Below are 14,250 nucleotides of genomic sequence, written 5' to 3' on the forward strand. Positions count from 1 at the left end.
TCAGGTCCTGGGCTCGCACACGGGACACGGGTCCAGTTCACGGTCCCCGACCGGCTCGGCCTCCGGTTTCCCGGCCACCAGCGGACAGTCCGGCCGGTGCGCCAGCGTTCCGCCCGGCACGCACAGCGGCGGCCCGTCCGACGACGGCGCCTGCCGCGGCGGCACGTCCCAGGACGGCGAAGGCTCCTCCGTGCCGGCCGAGGCCGAAGGCCGTACGTCCGTGGAGCGAAGCGCCGCCGCGAGCAGCACCGCCCCCGCCACCAGCAGTGCCGCGCCCGGCACCGTGCAGGACGCCAGGTAGGGAATCTGCCGCTCGGCGAACCGCTCGCCCGACACCCCGTACCAGCCGATCACGCTCAGCACGGCGCCACCGGCGGCAGCCGCGAGCCCGCCCCACCACAGCAGTCGGGACATCGGCATCGCACGGCCCTCCCGGGTCTGGTGACGGTCTGGTGATGTACGCCGATTCCTTGCACTATGCCCTGAACCGACAGACGCTGGAAGCCGACAACCGGTGGTGAGCCAGATGGTCCACGTCAGGCACTCAAGAACCGCGGCATGGGCGGCCGCCGCCGTGCTGGTACTCGTACCCGCCACGGCGGCATGCTCCGACAACGGCGACGGAGGCTCCGGCAGCTCTCCGACTCCCACCGCGACGGCCACGACGGCCCCGCCCACCGAGCCCGGCACCAGCCCTCCGGCCGGTGAGGGCCCCGCCGACCCCGCCGCGGCCGAGGCGGAGATCGAGCAGAACTGGACGACCTTCTTCGACCCCGAAGCGAGCACGGAAGCCAAGGTCAAGGTGCTGGAGAACGGCGAAGACCTGCGTCCGCTGCTCGCTGCCTTCGGCGGCGACAAGAACGCCGCGCAGTCCTCCGCGAAGGTCACGGACGTGCAGTTCACCTCGCCCACCGAGGCCACCGTCACCTATGACCTGCTGGTCGGCGGCGCTCCCGCGCTGCCCGGCTCCAAGGGCACATCGGTCTACCAGGACGAGACCTGGAAGGTCTCCGTGAAGACGCTGTGCGCCCTGGTCAAGCTCAGCGGCAATGCGGCCGCACCGGGCTGCTGAAGCCCTGCTGCTCGCGGCGCTCCTGATCGGGAGCGCGGCCTGCGGCAGCCGGCTGCCTCAGAGCGCGTTCGAAAGCGGCGCGTCGCCCACGTCACCCGCTCGCAGCAACGCCGCCGAACCGATCCGCGTCGGCGTCATCGCCAGCGCCACCAGCCCGGTCGGGGGCGCAGCCTTCACCGGCCCCGGCGAGGGAGCGAAGGCCTACTTCGACGCGCTCAACGCGAAGGGCGGCGTCGACGGCCGCCGTATCGAGGTGATCACCTGCGACGACGGCGGCAGCGGCGTCGGCAACAACGAATGTGTGCACAAGCTGGTCGACGAGCGGAAGGTGTTCGCCCTGGTCGCCACCGCCGCCCTCGACTACGCGGGCGCGCCGCTGGTCTCCAAGGCCGGCGTCCCCGACATCGGCGGCCAGCCGATCGGACCCGCGTACGACACCTATCCGCATCTGTACGGCATCTACGGCAGCCTCGCGCCGCGCAACGGCACGACCGGCTGGGGCGGCACGCTGTACGGCGGCACCGAGGTGTACCGCTACTTCAAGACCACACAGGGCGCGCGCACCGCCGCCGTCGTCTCCTACAACCAGGCATCGTCCGCCGCGTACGCCCGGCTGATCACCGACGGCCTCAAGGCCGAGGGCTACCGAGTCGTCGCCGAACAGGTCGACTTCGCGCTGCCGAACTTCCGCGCCGTCGCCGCCGACATCAAACAGCAGGGCGCCGACCTGGTCTTCGACGCGATGGACACACACGGCAACGCGCAGCTGTGCGAGGCGATGGACGCCGTCGGCGCACGGGTCACCGCCAAAGTCACCAACGTCCAGAACTGGTCGTCCTCCGTGGCCCGGGACTTCAAGGACGCGTCCGCCTGCCGCAACGCCCTGTGGGTCACCGGATCGAGCCGCAACTACGAAGCCACGGACCAGCCGGCCGTCCGCGCGTTCCGCGACGCGATGAAGGCGAAGGGCGGCGAACTCTCGCAGTGGCAGCTGGAGGGCTGGGCCGCCGCGATGTGGTTCACCGACGCCGTCAAGTCCTGTACGGCGGACCTCACCCGGGCCTGCGTCGAACGGTTCGTCAGCCGGTCCGAGCCGTACACCGCCGACGGACTGCTGCTGCCCGTCCGGTACGAACGACTCGCCGAACCCCCGAAAACCCGCAACACCTGCCTGTCCGTCGCCCGCTGGCAGGACGGCCGCGGCTGGGTCACCCAGGGCGGCGAGATGACCGAGAACTGCTTCGATGTGCCCCAGCTCCCGTATCGGCCATAGCGGCGAAGTAAAGTCGGTCTGTACAGAAAGAGACCTGGGGGATGCAGCGCCGTATGCATATTTCGTTCCTGCTCCACAACGCGTACGGCATCGGCGGCACGATCCGCACGACCTTCACGCTGGCCCAGACGCTGGCCGAGCGGCACGACGTCGAGATCGTCTCCGTCTTCCGCCACCGTGACGAGCCCGCCATGGGCGCTCCCGCCGGCGTCACCATGAAGCACCTCGTCGACCAGCGCAGGCACAGCCCCGGTTACGACGGCGACCACCCCGACCAGCGGCGGCCCGCCAAGGTATTCCCGCGCGGCGACGGCAGGGTCAAGCAGTACAGCAGGCTCACCGACGACCGGATCGCCGCGCATCTCGGATCGCTCGAGGCCGATGTCGTCGTCGGCACCCGCCCCGGGCTCAATGTGCACATCGCCCGCCAGACCCGGCGCGGGCCGGTCCGCGTCGGCCAGGAGCACCTCACGCTGGACAGCCACGGTTACCGGCTGCGCCGGGAGATCGCGCACCGGTATCCGCTGCTCGACGCGGTCACCACGGTCACCGACGCGGACGCCCGCGCCTACCGGGCGCGGCTCCATCTGCCCGGCGTACGGATCGCGGCCGTGCCCAACGCCGTGCCGATGCCCGCCGTCCGGCCGGCCGACGGCTCCGGCAAATGGGTCGTCGCGGCCGGCCGGCTGACCAAGGTCAAGCAGTACGACCTGCTGGTCAAGGCCTTCTCCAAGGTGGTCGCCGCCCGCCCCGACTGGCGGCTGCGGATCTACGGCAGCGGCGATGCCACCGGCAACGAGCGGAACGCGCTGCGCGCCCTCATCGAAGAGCGCCAACTGCACAACCACGTCTATCTGATGGGGCCCGCCAGTCCGCTGGAGGCGGAGTGGGTCAAGGGCTCGATCGCCGCCGTCACCTCCACCCACGAGTCGTTCGGCATGACGATCGTCGAGGCGATGCGCTGCGGGCTGCCGGTGGTCTCCACCGACTGCCCGCTCGGACCGCGGGAGATCATCGAGGACGGCGTCGACGGCCGGCTCGTGCCGGTCGGCGATGTGGACGCCGTCGCCGACGCGCTGCTCGGACTGGTCGAGGACGACGAACTGCGGCTGCGCACCGGCCGGGCCGCGCTCGCCGCCTCCGCGCGCTTCGACCCCGCGCGGATCGCCGAGCGGCACGAGGCGCTGTTCACGGAGTTGGTCGCGCGCCCCGGCGGCCGCAGCGCGCTCCGGGACACCGTGCACCATGGCCGGGCCGCGGTGTTCGGCGGTGCGTACGCAATGCGGTATCTGGCCGCCGCGACGATCCGGAAGGCCAAAAAGACCTCATGACCACGACCGAACAGCAGGCCCTGCGGGCGGACTGCGTGGCCGGCGCCGACGGCGCGCTTGCCTTCACCGTCGCCGGGCAGCAGGCGCCGCTGGTGCTGAAGCGCCGCGGCGCCGACGACGAGTGGCGACTGCCGCTGACCGTCTCGGACGACGGCACCGCGCGCGCCGAACTGCCCGCCGACGCCGAACTCGCCGAAGGCCACTGGGACATCCGTACGGACCAGGACGACGCCGTGGACGCGGGCGTCCGGGATCTGCGGACGATCATCGGCCGCGTACCCGCGACCGGCCGCCCGGTCGCCGCCCGCATCCCGTACGCCACACCGGAGGGCCGGCTCGCGGTCCGCAGCTGGCTGCGGATGCCGCACGCCGAGGCGGGCGACATCGGCTGCGCGCCCGGCCGTTCCACGATGACCGTCGAAGGTGTGCTGTACGGCGCCGAGTTGGCCGAGAGCGCCGTGGCCGAGGCCCGGCTGCGCGGCACCGACCGCGTACACCGGCTCGAGGTCACACGCGAGGGGCCCGCCTTCGCCTTCACCGTTGCGTACGAGTCGCTGATCGAGCAGCCCGTGCCGAAGGAGCAGTGGTGGGACCTGTGGCTGCTGCCCGCCGAGGACGCCGCCGGGACGCGGATCGCCCGCATCCTCGACGACGTCTGGGACAAGAAGGTGATCTTCTCCTATCCGCCGCTGCTGACGGACACCTTCCGGGCCATCCCCTGCTACACGGGCGACAACGAGCTGTCCGTACGCGTCACCGCAGTGGCGCGAAAAACGCCCTGACGTCCTCGACCAGCAGCTCGGGCACTTCGAGCGCGGCGAAGTGGCCGCCCCGGTCGAACTCCGTCCAGCGCACGATGGTGTTGGTCTCCTCGGCGTACCGCCGGATCGCCACGTCCTCGGCGAAGTTCGCGACGCCGGTGGGCACTTCGGAGCGTGTGGTGGGGAACCAGTCGCCGGTGTGCCCGTTCTCGTAGTACATCCGGGCCGCCGAACCTGCGGTGCCGGTCAGCCAGTACAGCATCACATTGGTGAGCAGCCTGTCCCGGTCGACCGCGTCCTCCGGGAGCTCGGCGGAGGCATGGGTCCACTCCTTGAACTTCTCCATGATCCAGGCGAGTTGTCCCACGGCGGAGTCGGTGAGGCCGTACGAGAGAGTCTGCGGCCGGGTCGACTGGATGGCGTTGTAGCCGAAGCCGTCGCCGGTGAACTTGCCGATGGCGGCCAGCCGAGTCTTCTCCGTGTCGGTGAGCTCGGCCAGGATCTCGTCGGGCACCGGGCCGAGCGGGATGAAGCCGACGGACGCGGCATTCACATGCACGCCGACCACGGCATCGGGTGCGGTCCGGCCCAGCGTCGGCGAGATGATCGCGCCGAGATCGCCGCCCTGGGCGCCGTACTTCTCGTAGCCGAGCCGCCGCATCAGCTCGGCCCAGGCCCTGGCGACCCGGCTCGCGTTCCAGCCGGCTTCCTTGGTCGGGCCGGAGAAGCCGAAGCCGGGGATGGACGGGACGACCAGGTGGAAGGCGTCGGCCGGGTCGCCGCCGTGGGCGCGCGGATCGCTCAGCGGGCCGATGACATCGAGGAACTCGACGACGGAGCCCGGCCAGCCGTGTGTGAGAACCAGTGGCAGGGCGTCCGGCTCCGGGGAGCGGACGTGCAGGAAGTGCACCTGCGCGCCGTCGATCTCGGTGGTGAACTGCGGGAGTTCATTGAGCTGCGCCTCGTGCTTGCGCCAGTCGTAGGCGGTGCGCCAGTACTCGGCGAGCGAGTGGAGGTAGGGGAGGGACGCGCCGTACGCCCAGCCGGCGTCCGGCAGTTCGTCGGGCCAGCGGGTGCGGGCCAGACGATCGCTCAGATCGTCGAGCTGCGCCTGGGAAGTCTCGATCCGGTACGGCCGGATCTCCTGGTGTGCGCTGTTGTCTGCCATGTCCCTCACGGTACGCAGACTTGCGGACAGCCGCTGTCCTCAATGGCTGGCAGACTCAAGACCATGTTGGAGACCTCGGCAAGACTGCTGCGCCTGCTCTCCCTGTTGCAGGCCCACCGCGAATGGTCCGGCGCCGATCTGGCCGACCGGCTCGGCGTCACGCCGCGCACCGTACGGCGCGACGTCGACCGGCTGCGCGAGCTCGGCTATCCCGTCAACGCCAGCCCCGGCACCGGCGGCGGCTATCAGCTCGGCGCGGGGGCCGAGCTGCCGCCGCTGCTGCTGGAGGACGACGAGGCGGTGGCGGTCGCGGTGGCCCTGCGCACCGCCGCGGGCACCGGCATCGAAGGCATCGGCGAGACCTCCGTCAGCGCACTGGCGAAGCTGGAGCAGGTGCTGCCGAACCGGCTGCGGCGGCGGGTGAGCGCGCTCAACGCCTTCACCGTGCCGATGCTGCGCGCGCAGCACGAGCGGCTCGACGCCTCCGTCCTCACCGAACTCGCCAACGCCTGCCGGGACAGCGAGCGGCTGCGCTTCGAATACCTCGACCACAGCGGGGCGACCAGCCGCCGCACCGTCGAACCGCACCGCCTGGTGTGCACCGAGCGCCGCTGGTATCTCGTCGGCTGGGACGTGGACCGCGCGGACTGGCGTACGTTCCGGGCGGACCGGATCACGCCGAAGCCGCCGCATGGCCCGCGCTTCCAGCCGCGCACCGGGCCCGCCGACGATCTGGCCGCCTATGTCTCCCGGGGCGTCTCGACCCGCGCGTACGCGGAACAGGCCGTCATCCGGCTCCATGCGCCCGCGGACGCCGCCGCGCAGATCATCAGCCCGTCCGCCGGTGTCCTCGAAGCGGTCGACGACACCAGCTGCCTGCTGCGCACCGGCGCAGCGAGCCTCGATGTGATGGTGATCCATGTGATGCTCATGGGCGTCGACTTCGAGGTGGTGGAGCCCAAGGAGCTCACCGAGCACATCAGGACGGTGCGGGACCGTCTGTCCCGGGCCCTCGGCTGATTGCCTCCGGCTCGTCCATCCCGTGTTCCAGGGCCGCGAATTCGGGATGGTGCAGATCGAAGGCCGGCGACTCGGTGCGGATCCGGGGAAGGGTCAGGAAGTTGTGCCGCGGCGGCGGACAGGACGTCGCCCACTCCAGCGACCGCCCGTACCCCCACGGATCGTCGACGTCGACCTTCTTCCCGTACTTGGCCGTCTTCCAGACGTTGTAGAGGAACGGCAGCGTCGAGATGCCGAGCAGGAACGAGCCGATGGTCGAGAAGGTGTTGAGGGCCGTGAAGCCGTCCGCCGCCAGATAGTCGGCGTACCGCCGCGGCATACCCTCGGCGCCGAGCCAGTGCTGGACCAGGAAGGTGGCGTGGAAGCCGACGAACAGCGTCCAGAACTGCATTTTGCCGAGCCGCTCGTCCAGCATCTTGCCGGTGAACTTGGGCCACCAGTAGTAGAAGCCGCCGAAGGTCGCGAAGACGACGGTGCCGAAGACCACGTAGTGGAAGTGCGCCACCACGAAGTACGAGTCGGTGACATGGAAGTCCATCGGCGGCGACGCGAGGATCACCCCGGTGAGCCCGCCGAACAGGAACGAGACCAGGAAGCCGATCGCCCACAGCATCGGCGTCTCGAAGGACAGCGAGCCCTTGAGCATCGTGCCCGTCCAGTTGAAGAACTTCACTCCGGTCGGGACCGCGATCAGGAAGGACATGAAGGAGAAGAACGGCAGCAGCACGGCCCCGGTGGCGAACATATGGTGTGCCCACACCACGATGGAGAGCCCGGTGATGGCCATCGTCGCGCCGACCAGCGTGAGATAACCGAAGATCGGCTTCCTGGAGAAGACCGGCAGGATTTCGGTGACGATACCGAAGAACGGCAGCGCGATGATGTAGACCTCCGGATGGCCGAAGAACCAGAACAGGTGCTGCCACAGCAGCGCCCCGCCGGACTCCGGCTGGAACACCAGCGATCCGAACTGCCGGTCCGACTCCAGCACCAGCAGCGCCGCCGCGAGCACCGGGAAGGCGAAGATCACCAGGATCGAGGTGAAGAGCACGTTCCAGGTGAAGATCGGCAGCCGGAACATCGTCATGCCGGGCGCGCGCATCCCGACGATGGTGGTGATGAAGTTGACCGCGCCGAGGATGGTGCCGAAGCCGGAGAGCGCGAGCCCCATGATCCACATGTCGGCGCCGATGCCGGGCGAGCGCTCCAGCGAGTTGAGCGGGGCGTAGGCGAACCAGCCGAAGCTCGCCGGCCCGCTCGGGACCAGCAGCGAGCCCAGCACGATCAGCCCGCCGAAGAGATACAGCCAGTACGAGAGCATGTTCAGCCGCGGGAAGGCCACGTCGGGCGAGCCGATCTGCAGCGGCATGATCTCGTTGGCGAAGCCCGCGAAGGCCGGGGTCGCGAAGAGCAGCAGCATGATCGTGCCATGCATGGTGAACGCCTGGTTGAACTCGTCGTTGGTCATCAGCTGCAGCCCGGGACGGGCCAGCTCGGCGCGCATCATCAGGGCCATCAGCCCGGCGATCAGGAAGAAGAGGAACGAGGTGATGAGGTAGAGATGCCCGATCTTCTTGTGATCGGTGGTGGTCAGCCAGTCCACGAACACCCGGCCCGGACGGCGTCCCGGCACGGACTCTGCCGTGGCCTCGGCGGTTTCCGTCTCCGTACCCATCACTGCCCCCTCGCTGTCCGCGGCTCGGGCCTGTTCTCGTAGGTGTCGGGCTCGGGCCATGATGCTCGCCACCTGGGCCGGCCCGACAGAGTGCGTACGAGCCGGGATGCGCCTGGGACCGCTTCCCGGAAGGCTGGTACGGCTGTGCGGACACTCGAACACACGGGGGGATTGTGTAAGGAACCCGTGAATTCTCCACGGTCCGTCAATTCGCCCTCCGGTGCTTGGCCCGGACAATTCCACGCGGGAATTTAGCATGATCGGCAAGAGCTACGGAATTACCGCGCTGGCAGTGTTGAACTGCTCGTTCGAGTGACGGAGTTTGCGCTGAACGCGTGTCGTGATCCTGTGACAGAAGCGTGACCGGTGAGGTACGCGGGATGGGTTAAGGACGATCGGGCCCCGCTTCCGTCACCGTCCGCTGCCGCCTACGGTGGGTGTCATGGCACCCATACCGACCCCTCCCGTACAGCCCGACGACGCTCCGGATTCCTATGTCGGCCTCTCGGCGGAAGGCGCCGAGCGGCTGGCCCGCGAGCGCGGCTGGACCACCGTCCGGGCGCTGCCGCCCGGCGCGATCATCACGATGGAGTACCTGGAGGGCAGGCTGAACTTCGAGGTGGAGGGCGGCACCGTCATCCGCTGCTGGAAGGGCTGAGCCCGGCCCTGCTGCATACGGCGAAGGCCCCGACCGGGACGGTCGGGGCCTTCGTTGTACGTGCGGCGCTGTCGATCAGCCGCCCGTGACAGGCCGTGACGTGGGCGGACGGCGGCTGCCCGACGGCGTGACCGGCATCCGCTCGGAGCGCACCGTGTGCGGCCGGGTCTGGGCCAGTTGGGCCGTCGTTCTGCCGTTGGGACCTGACGTCCCGCCCACCGTGGCCACCGGCTCGCGGGCCGGACCGTCCTCCGTCGGGCGCTGCGGGAACATCCCGGGCCTCGGGCCGCCCGCCGCGACCGGCAGCGACGGAGCCAGCCTGCGGCGCAGCCGCCATTCGTCCCGCAGCGACAGGATCCAGCGCTCCGCGCGGCCGATCAGCGGCTCGCACCAGGGCAGCGCGAGCAGGATCAGCAGACCGGCCGCCCAGCCGAGCAGCACATCGCTCAGCCAGTGCGTACCGAGATACACGGTGGTCAGTCCGACGCCGAGGGAGACCGTCGCCGACAGGGCCGACAGATAGCGTCTGGCCCGCGGGGTGGTGGCCAGATACGCCAGGATTCCCCAGGTCACGACCGCGTTCGCGGTATGCCCGGAAGGAAATATATCGCCGCCGGCGAAGAGCTCGGCGGATCCGATCTCGGTCGCGTAGTGGGGGCCGAGCCGGCCGAGTCCGATCTTGACGGCGCCCACCGTCACGTTGAGCAGCAACAGCGAGGCGCCGAGCACGAGAAGGGGCCGAAGGGTGTGCTGACGCCAGGAGCGCCAGCCCAGCCAGGCGGCGACCATCACGGCCGTCGGTCCGCGCTGGCCGAGCACCACGAAGTAGTCGAGAAAGGCGTGCAGGTCCGGCCACTGCTGATAGGGCCGGAACAGCATGATCTTCCAGTCGATGATCACCAGCCAGGTCGACGCCAACACGGCGACGACGATGGCGACATAGAACGCAGACGTCCCGCCGAAGAGGGCGAGACGGGTGCGGGTCATCCGCGGGATCTCTATCTTCGGCGGTTCCGGCTCTCGGTCCAGGCGGGCAAAGATGTCGGTACGCACCCAATCGACGTTACAGCGAGTGAGTGTGCGGCTCGGTCGTTCCCGCGGCTTTGTGATGACGATGTGATGTGGAGTAGGTCTCAGAACGGCATTTATTCCAGGCTAATTCGGAAATACGTTGGGCCGTTCGCGCTATTGCCCAGGCGGCCGCTCCCGGGCCTCTTTGTGCGGTACGAATTACAGTTCACCGCCGCCCCGTACGGAATTTTCCTGCTGTTGCCGAGAGCCCAAGATCGATTCAAGCCGGGCGTGGGAGCGTGGCGTACACCACACTGCGGTGTCCTGCGAGGTGAGAGATGGACCACGCGCGCCCGGCCGGAACTCGCGTACGCTGACGGCTCACTCGCCCGTCGATGCCGGACCGCCCTGTGGGACCCGTCCCCGGCTGGCCCGCCGAGGGCGAGGGACTCACTGGGAGGTACGTACATGTACGGGACGACCACGGCCGGAGCACGACTCCGTGCCGTAGGCGGCGGTGCCAACCGCTGGGTCGTCCTTCTTGTTCTCTGCGTCAGCCTGCTGCTCGTCGCCCTCGACGCCACCGTGCTGCATGTCGCCGTGCCCGCCGTCACCGAGGATCTGCGGCCCAGCGGCGTCGAGCTGCTGTGGATCGTGGACGCGTACCCGCTGATCTGCGCCGCGCTGCTGATCCTCTTCGGGACGCTCGGCGACCGGGTCGGCCGTCGCAGGGTGTTGCTGCTCGGTTACGGGATCTTCGGCGCGGCCTCGGCGGTCGCCGCCTTCGCCACCACTCCCGAAGTGCTGATCGGGGCCCGCGCCCTGCTCGGCGTCGGCGGCGCGATGATCATGCCCGCCACGCTCTCGATCCTCCGCGCCGTCTTCCCGGACCGGCGCGAGCGGGCGATGGCGATCGGCATCTGGACCGCGGTGGCTGCGGTCGGCGCCGCCACCGGGCCGGTGCTCGGCGGCTTTCTCGTCGAGCACTTCTGGTGGGGCTCGGTCTTCCTGATCAACATTCCGCTGATGGCCCTGATCCTGCCCATCGGCCGCTGGCTGCTGCCCGAGTCCCGTGGCGACTCCGACGGGCCCTGGGACGTGCTCGGCGCGCTGATGGCCGCGGCCGGCGTGCTCGGCGCGGTCCTCGGAATCAAGCGGCTCGGCGCCGGCGGGGACCTCCTCGACGTGCGTACGGTCTGTCCGCTGCTGGTCGGCGCCGTACTGCTGACCCTGTTCGTGCGGCGGCAGAAGCGCCACAAGCATCCGCTGATCGACATGCGGATGTTCGCCAGGGCCGCCTTCTCCACCTCCGTCGGCTGCATCGTCCTCGCCATGCTGGCGCTGGTCGGCCTCGAGCTGATCGCCGTCCAGTACCTCCAGCTGATCCTCGGTCTCAGCCCGCTGGAGACTGGTCTGCGGCTGCTGCCGCTGACCTTCGCCGCGATGGCCGCCGGCGCCACCGGCTCGTACACACTCCGCCGCGTCGGCCCGCGGCGGATGGTCGGCTGGGGCTTTGTGCTGACCGCGGCCGCCGTGCTGCTGCTGGTGCTGATGGGCCAGCACGACCGGCCACTGCTGCTCACCGTGGGCTTCGTGCTGCTCGGCTTCGGGCTGCAGACCACGCTGTTCGCGGCGTACGAGTCGATGCTGAGCGAGGCCCCGCAGGAGCAGGCGGGCGGCGCGGCGGCGATCGGCGAGACCTCGTACCAGCTGGGCGCGGGGATGGGTATCGCGCTGCTCGGCAGCATCATGAACGCCGCGTATGCGCCCGCGTTCGGCTCGCTCGCCGGAGTGCCGGGCTCGGCCAGTGCCGCCGCGTCCCACTCTCTGGGCGAGGCGTACCAGGTGTCGGACCGGCTCGGCGGCTCGGCCGGAGAGATAGTGCGCTCCACGGCACGCCACTCCTTTGTCCATGGCCTCCATGTCACGTTGCTGGTCAGCGCGGGACTGCTGCTGCTGGGCGCGCTCGCAGCGCTGAAGCTGCCGCGGGTCATGGAGTGCGCCGCGGTGGAGAAGTGCGGGAAGACGGAGAAGACCGGCAAGGCGGAGAAGGCCGGGACGTACCCGCGGCCGCGGCGGTCCGAGGTCTCCATCCCGGCGAGCCGTACGCCCGCCGAGGCGACCGGGTCTGGACGCGCGGCACACTGAGCCGTAACGTCGTCGCGGAGACCAGTAACTAACACTGCTAGTTTTCTGGGCGATCCGCTGTCCGATCTCTGCTCGATCCGCTGTCCGACCGTGATGCGAACCGCGACTCGCTTCAGCGAGCGCCGCCGGAGGCCATGTCATGTCCGCACCCTCGAAGCCCGCGCCCTTCGACGCCGCCGACCCCCTCGGCATCGACGATCTGCTCGCCCCCGAGGACCTCGCGATCCGCGACACGGTGCGCAGTTGGGCCGCCGACCGCGTCCTGCCGTACATCGCCGACTGGTACGAGCGCGGCGAGCTGCCCGGCATCCGCGAACTCACCCGTGAACTCGGTTCGATCGGCGCACTCGGCATGTCCCTCAAGGGCTACGGCTGCGCGGGCGCCACCGCCGTCCAGTACGGACTGGCCTGTCTCGAGCTGGAGGCCGCCGACTCCGGCATCCGCTCGCTGGTCTCCGTACAGGGCTCGCTCGCCATGTACGCGATCCACCGCTTCGGCTCCGAGGAGCAGAAGCAGCGCTGGCTGCCCGGCATGGCGGCCGGCGAGATCATCGGCTGCTTCGGCCTCACCGAGCCCGACCACGGCTCCGACCCGGCCGGTATGCGGACCTACGCCAAGCGCGACGGCTCGGACTGGGTCCTGACCGGCCGCAAGATGTGGATCACCAATGGCTCGGTGGCGGGCGTCGCCGTCGTCTGGGCCCAGACGGACGAGGGAATCCGCGGCTTCGCGGTGCCCACCGACGCCGCCGGCTTCTCCGCGCCCGAGATCAAGCACAAGTGGTCGCTGCGGGCCAGCGTCACCAGCGAACTGGTCATGGACGAGGTCCGGTTGCCCGCCGACGCGGTGCTGCCGGACGTCACGGGCCTCAAGGGCCCGCTGAGCTGCCTGAACCACGCGCGCTACGGAATCATCTGGGGCGCGATGGGCGCCGCGCGCTCGAGCTTCGAGTCGGCGCTGGAGTACGCGCGTACGCGGGAGCAGTTCGGTCGGCCGATCGGTGGCTTCCAGCTCACCCAGGCCAAGCTCGCCGACATGGCGGTGGAACTGCACAAGGGGATCCTGCTCGCGCACCATCTGGGCTGCCGGATGGACGCCGGGAAACTCCGGCCGGAGCAGGTCAGCTTCGGGAAGCTCAACAATGTGCGGGAGGCGATCGAGATCTGCCGCACCTCACGCACCATCCTCGGTGCGAACGGAATCTCGCTGGAGTACCCCGTGATGCGCCATGCGACCAACCTCGAGTCGGTGCTCACCTACGAAGGCACCGTCGAGATGCACCAGCTCGTGCTGGGCAAGGCGCTCACCGGCCTGGACGCCTTCCGGTAGACCGGAGGGGGCCGCGAGCGCCCTGCTCAGCTCTGGTTGCTGCATTTCCCGGGGGCAACCCCCGGACCCCCGGCCGGAAAACCACCGCGGCCTCAGCTCTGGTTGAAGAAGCCGGCGTTGTGCGTACGGCTCGCCGCCTCGCCGCTCATCACCTGCGTGTCCGAAGGGCTCAGCAGGAAAACCCTGGTGGCCACCCGCTCGATCGAACCGCGCAGCCCGAAGGTCAGCCCGGCGGCGAAGTCCACCACGCGCTTGGCGTCGGCCGGCTCCATGGCCGTGAGGTTCACGATGACCGGGACGCCGTCCCGGAACAGCTCGCCGATGCCACGGGCGTCCCGGAAGCTGGAGGGCGAGACGGTGGCGATCCGGCGGCCCGCTTCCTGGGCGGACTCGGAGGCCACGCGCACCCGCGGGTCGGTGACCCACGCGTCGCCCGACTCAGCACCCTCGGCGTACTCGTCGTCGTAGTAAGGCTCGTCGCTGTCCTCGACGAGCCCCAGCCAGGCACTCGCCTTGCGCACAGATCCCATGGACGCCTCCTTTCACTGCAGTGCTCACTGCGGTCTTCCGTCTTTCCGCACCCCTATGGTCGTCCATAGTGCGGATCCCGCGCCAAGTAGATAGTCGCCGTGCAGGGGATTCGTGACGGTACTGGTGCAGAAGATGTGGCGATTCGTCAAGATTCTTCCTCCGTAAGGCCCGTGATCATCGCAAAATATGAAAGTCGGGCCAGATGGGTGACGTCGGGGACGTACGGGTGAACCGGCCACTGGATACGATGCCTGCCGCACTGTCGAACGACT

The 14,250-nt window shown here is 69.6% G+C and carries 13 protein-coding genes; 8 read left to right on the top strand and 5 right to left on the bottom strand.

The genetic code is table 11. The features are described 5' to 3' along the window. A complete protein-coding gene (locus ACH4YL_RS16040) occupies positions 1-420 on the bottom strand; it encodes a hypothetical protein (protein WP_398507937.1) in 420 nt (139 codons plus the stop codon). Positions 421-526: 106 nt separating this feature from the next. Between ACH4YL_RS16040 and ACH4YL_RS16045 the strand changes: the two genes are divergently transcribed. From ACH4YL_RS16045 to ACH4YL_RS16060, 4 genes are read left to right on the top strand one after another with little or no spacing between them, the layout of a single operon-like run. Further along, on the top strand, positions 527-1,072 hold the full coding sequence (locus tag ACH4YL_RS16045; RefSeq protein WP_398507938.1) for a hypothetical protein: 546 nt from the start codon (positions 527-529) through the stop codon (positions 1,070-1,072). Next, positions 1,050-2,345, top strand: coding sequence for an ABC transporter substrate-binding protein (locus ACH4YL_RS16050; RefSeq protein WP_398507940.1), 1,296 nt, complete (start codon positions 1,050-1,052; stop codon positions 2,343-2,345). The genes ACH4YL_RS16045 and ACH4YL_RS16050 overlap by 23 nt, the downstream gene beginning before the upstream one ends. 53 nt (positions 2,346-2,398) lie before the next feature. After that, complete coding sequence (locus ACH4YL_RS16055) at positions 2,399-3,676, top strand: glycosyltransferase family 4 protein (protein ID WP_398507941.1); 1,278 nt, start codon at positions 2,399-2,401, stop codon at positions 3,674-3,676. Beyond that, positions 3,673-4,458, top strand: coding sequence for a hypothetical protein (locus tag ACH4YL_RS16060; protein WP_398507942.1), 786 nt, complete (start codon positions 3,673-3,675; stop codon positions 4,456-4,458). The genes ACH4YL_RS16055 and ACH4YL_RS16060 overlap by 4 nt, the downstream gene beginning before the upstream one ends. Here ACH4YL_RS16060 and ACH4YL_RS16065 read toward each other — a convergent pair. Then, positions 4,430-5,605 carry an epoxide hydrolase family protein gene (locus ACH4YL_RS16065; protein WP_398507943.1) on the bottom strand — a complete coding sequence of 392 codons (1,176 nt, stop codon included), beginning with the start codon at positions 5,603-5,605 and terminating at the stop codon, positions 4,430-4,432. The two genes, ACH4YL_RS16060 and ACH4YL_RS16065, sit on opposite strands and share 29 nt — an antisense overlap. A 63-nt stretch (positions 5,606-5,668) precedes the next feature. On the opposite strand from ACH4YL_RS16065, the gene ACH4YL_RS16070 reads away from it, so the two are divergent. Beyond that, complete coding sequence (locus ACH4YL_RS16070; protein ID WP_398507944.1) at positions 5,669-6,625, top strand: helix-turn-helix transcriptional regulator; 957 nt, start codon at positions 5,669-5,671, stop codon at positions 6,623-6,625. Here ACH4YL_RS16070 and ctaD read toward each other — a convergent pair. Continuing rightward, complete coding sequence (ctaD, locus tag ACH4YL_RS16075; protein WP_398507945.1) at positions 6,585-8,300, bottom strand: cytochrome c oxidase subunit I; 1,716 nt, start codon at positions 8,298-8,300, stop codon at positions 6,585-6,587. The genes ACH4YL_RS16070 and ctaD overlap by 41 nt on opposite strands. Before the next feature lie 442 nt (positions 8,301-8,742). Here ctaD and ACH4YL_RS16080 point away from each other — a divergent pair, with 442 nt between their 5' ends. Next, a complete protein-coding gene (locus ACH4YL_RS16080) occupies positions 8,743-8,958 on the top strand; it encodes an I78 family peptidase inhibitor (protein ID WP_398507946.1) in 216 nt (71 codons plus the stop codon). 75 nt (positions 8,959-9,033) lie between these two features. On the opposite strand, the gene ACH4YL_RS16085 is transcribed toward ACH4YL_RS16080, so the two are convergent. Further along, complete coding sequence (locus ACH4YL_RS16085; RefSeq protein ID WP_398507947.1) at positions 9,034-10,011, bottom strand: phosphatase PAP2 family protein; 978 nt, start codon at positions 10,009-10,011, stop codon at positions 9,034-9,036. A gap of 426 nt (positions 10,012-10,437) precedes the next feature. Here ACH4YL_RS16085 and ACH4YL_RS16090 point away from each other — a divergent pair, with 426 nt between their 5' ends. Beyond that, entirely contained in the window at positions 10,438-12,117 is a 1,680-nt protein-coding gene (locus tag ACH4YL_RS16090; protein WP_398507948.1) for an MFS transporter, read from the top strand. A 139-nt stretch (positions 12,118-12,256) separates the two neighbouring features. Continuing rightward, positions 12,257-13,447 carry an acyl-CoA dehydrogenase family protein gene (locus ACH4YL_RS16095; RefSeq protein WP_398507949.1) on the top strand — a complete coding sequence of 397 codons (1,191 nt, stop codon included), beginning with the start codon at positions 12,257-12,259 and terminating at the stop codon, positions 13,445-13,447. Positions 13,448-13,539: 92 nt separating this feature from the next. Here ACH4YL_RS16095 and ACH4YL_RS16100 read toward each other — a convergent pair whose 3' ends face one another. Further along, positions 13,540-13,977: a cell division protein SepF gene (locus ACH4YL_RS16100; RefSeq protein ID WP_398507950.1), complete on the bottom strand. Its 438-nt coding sequence runs from the start codon at positions 13,975-13,977 to the stop codon at positions 13,540-13,542. Positions 13,978-14,250: the final 273 nt, after the last annotated feature.

The organism is Streptomyces sp. NPDC020681 (assembly GCF_044334895.1).
In the GTDB taxonomy this organism is placed as follows: Bacteria; Actinomycetota; Actinomycetes; order Streptomycetales; family Streptomycetaceae; genus Streptomyces.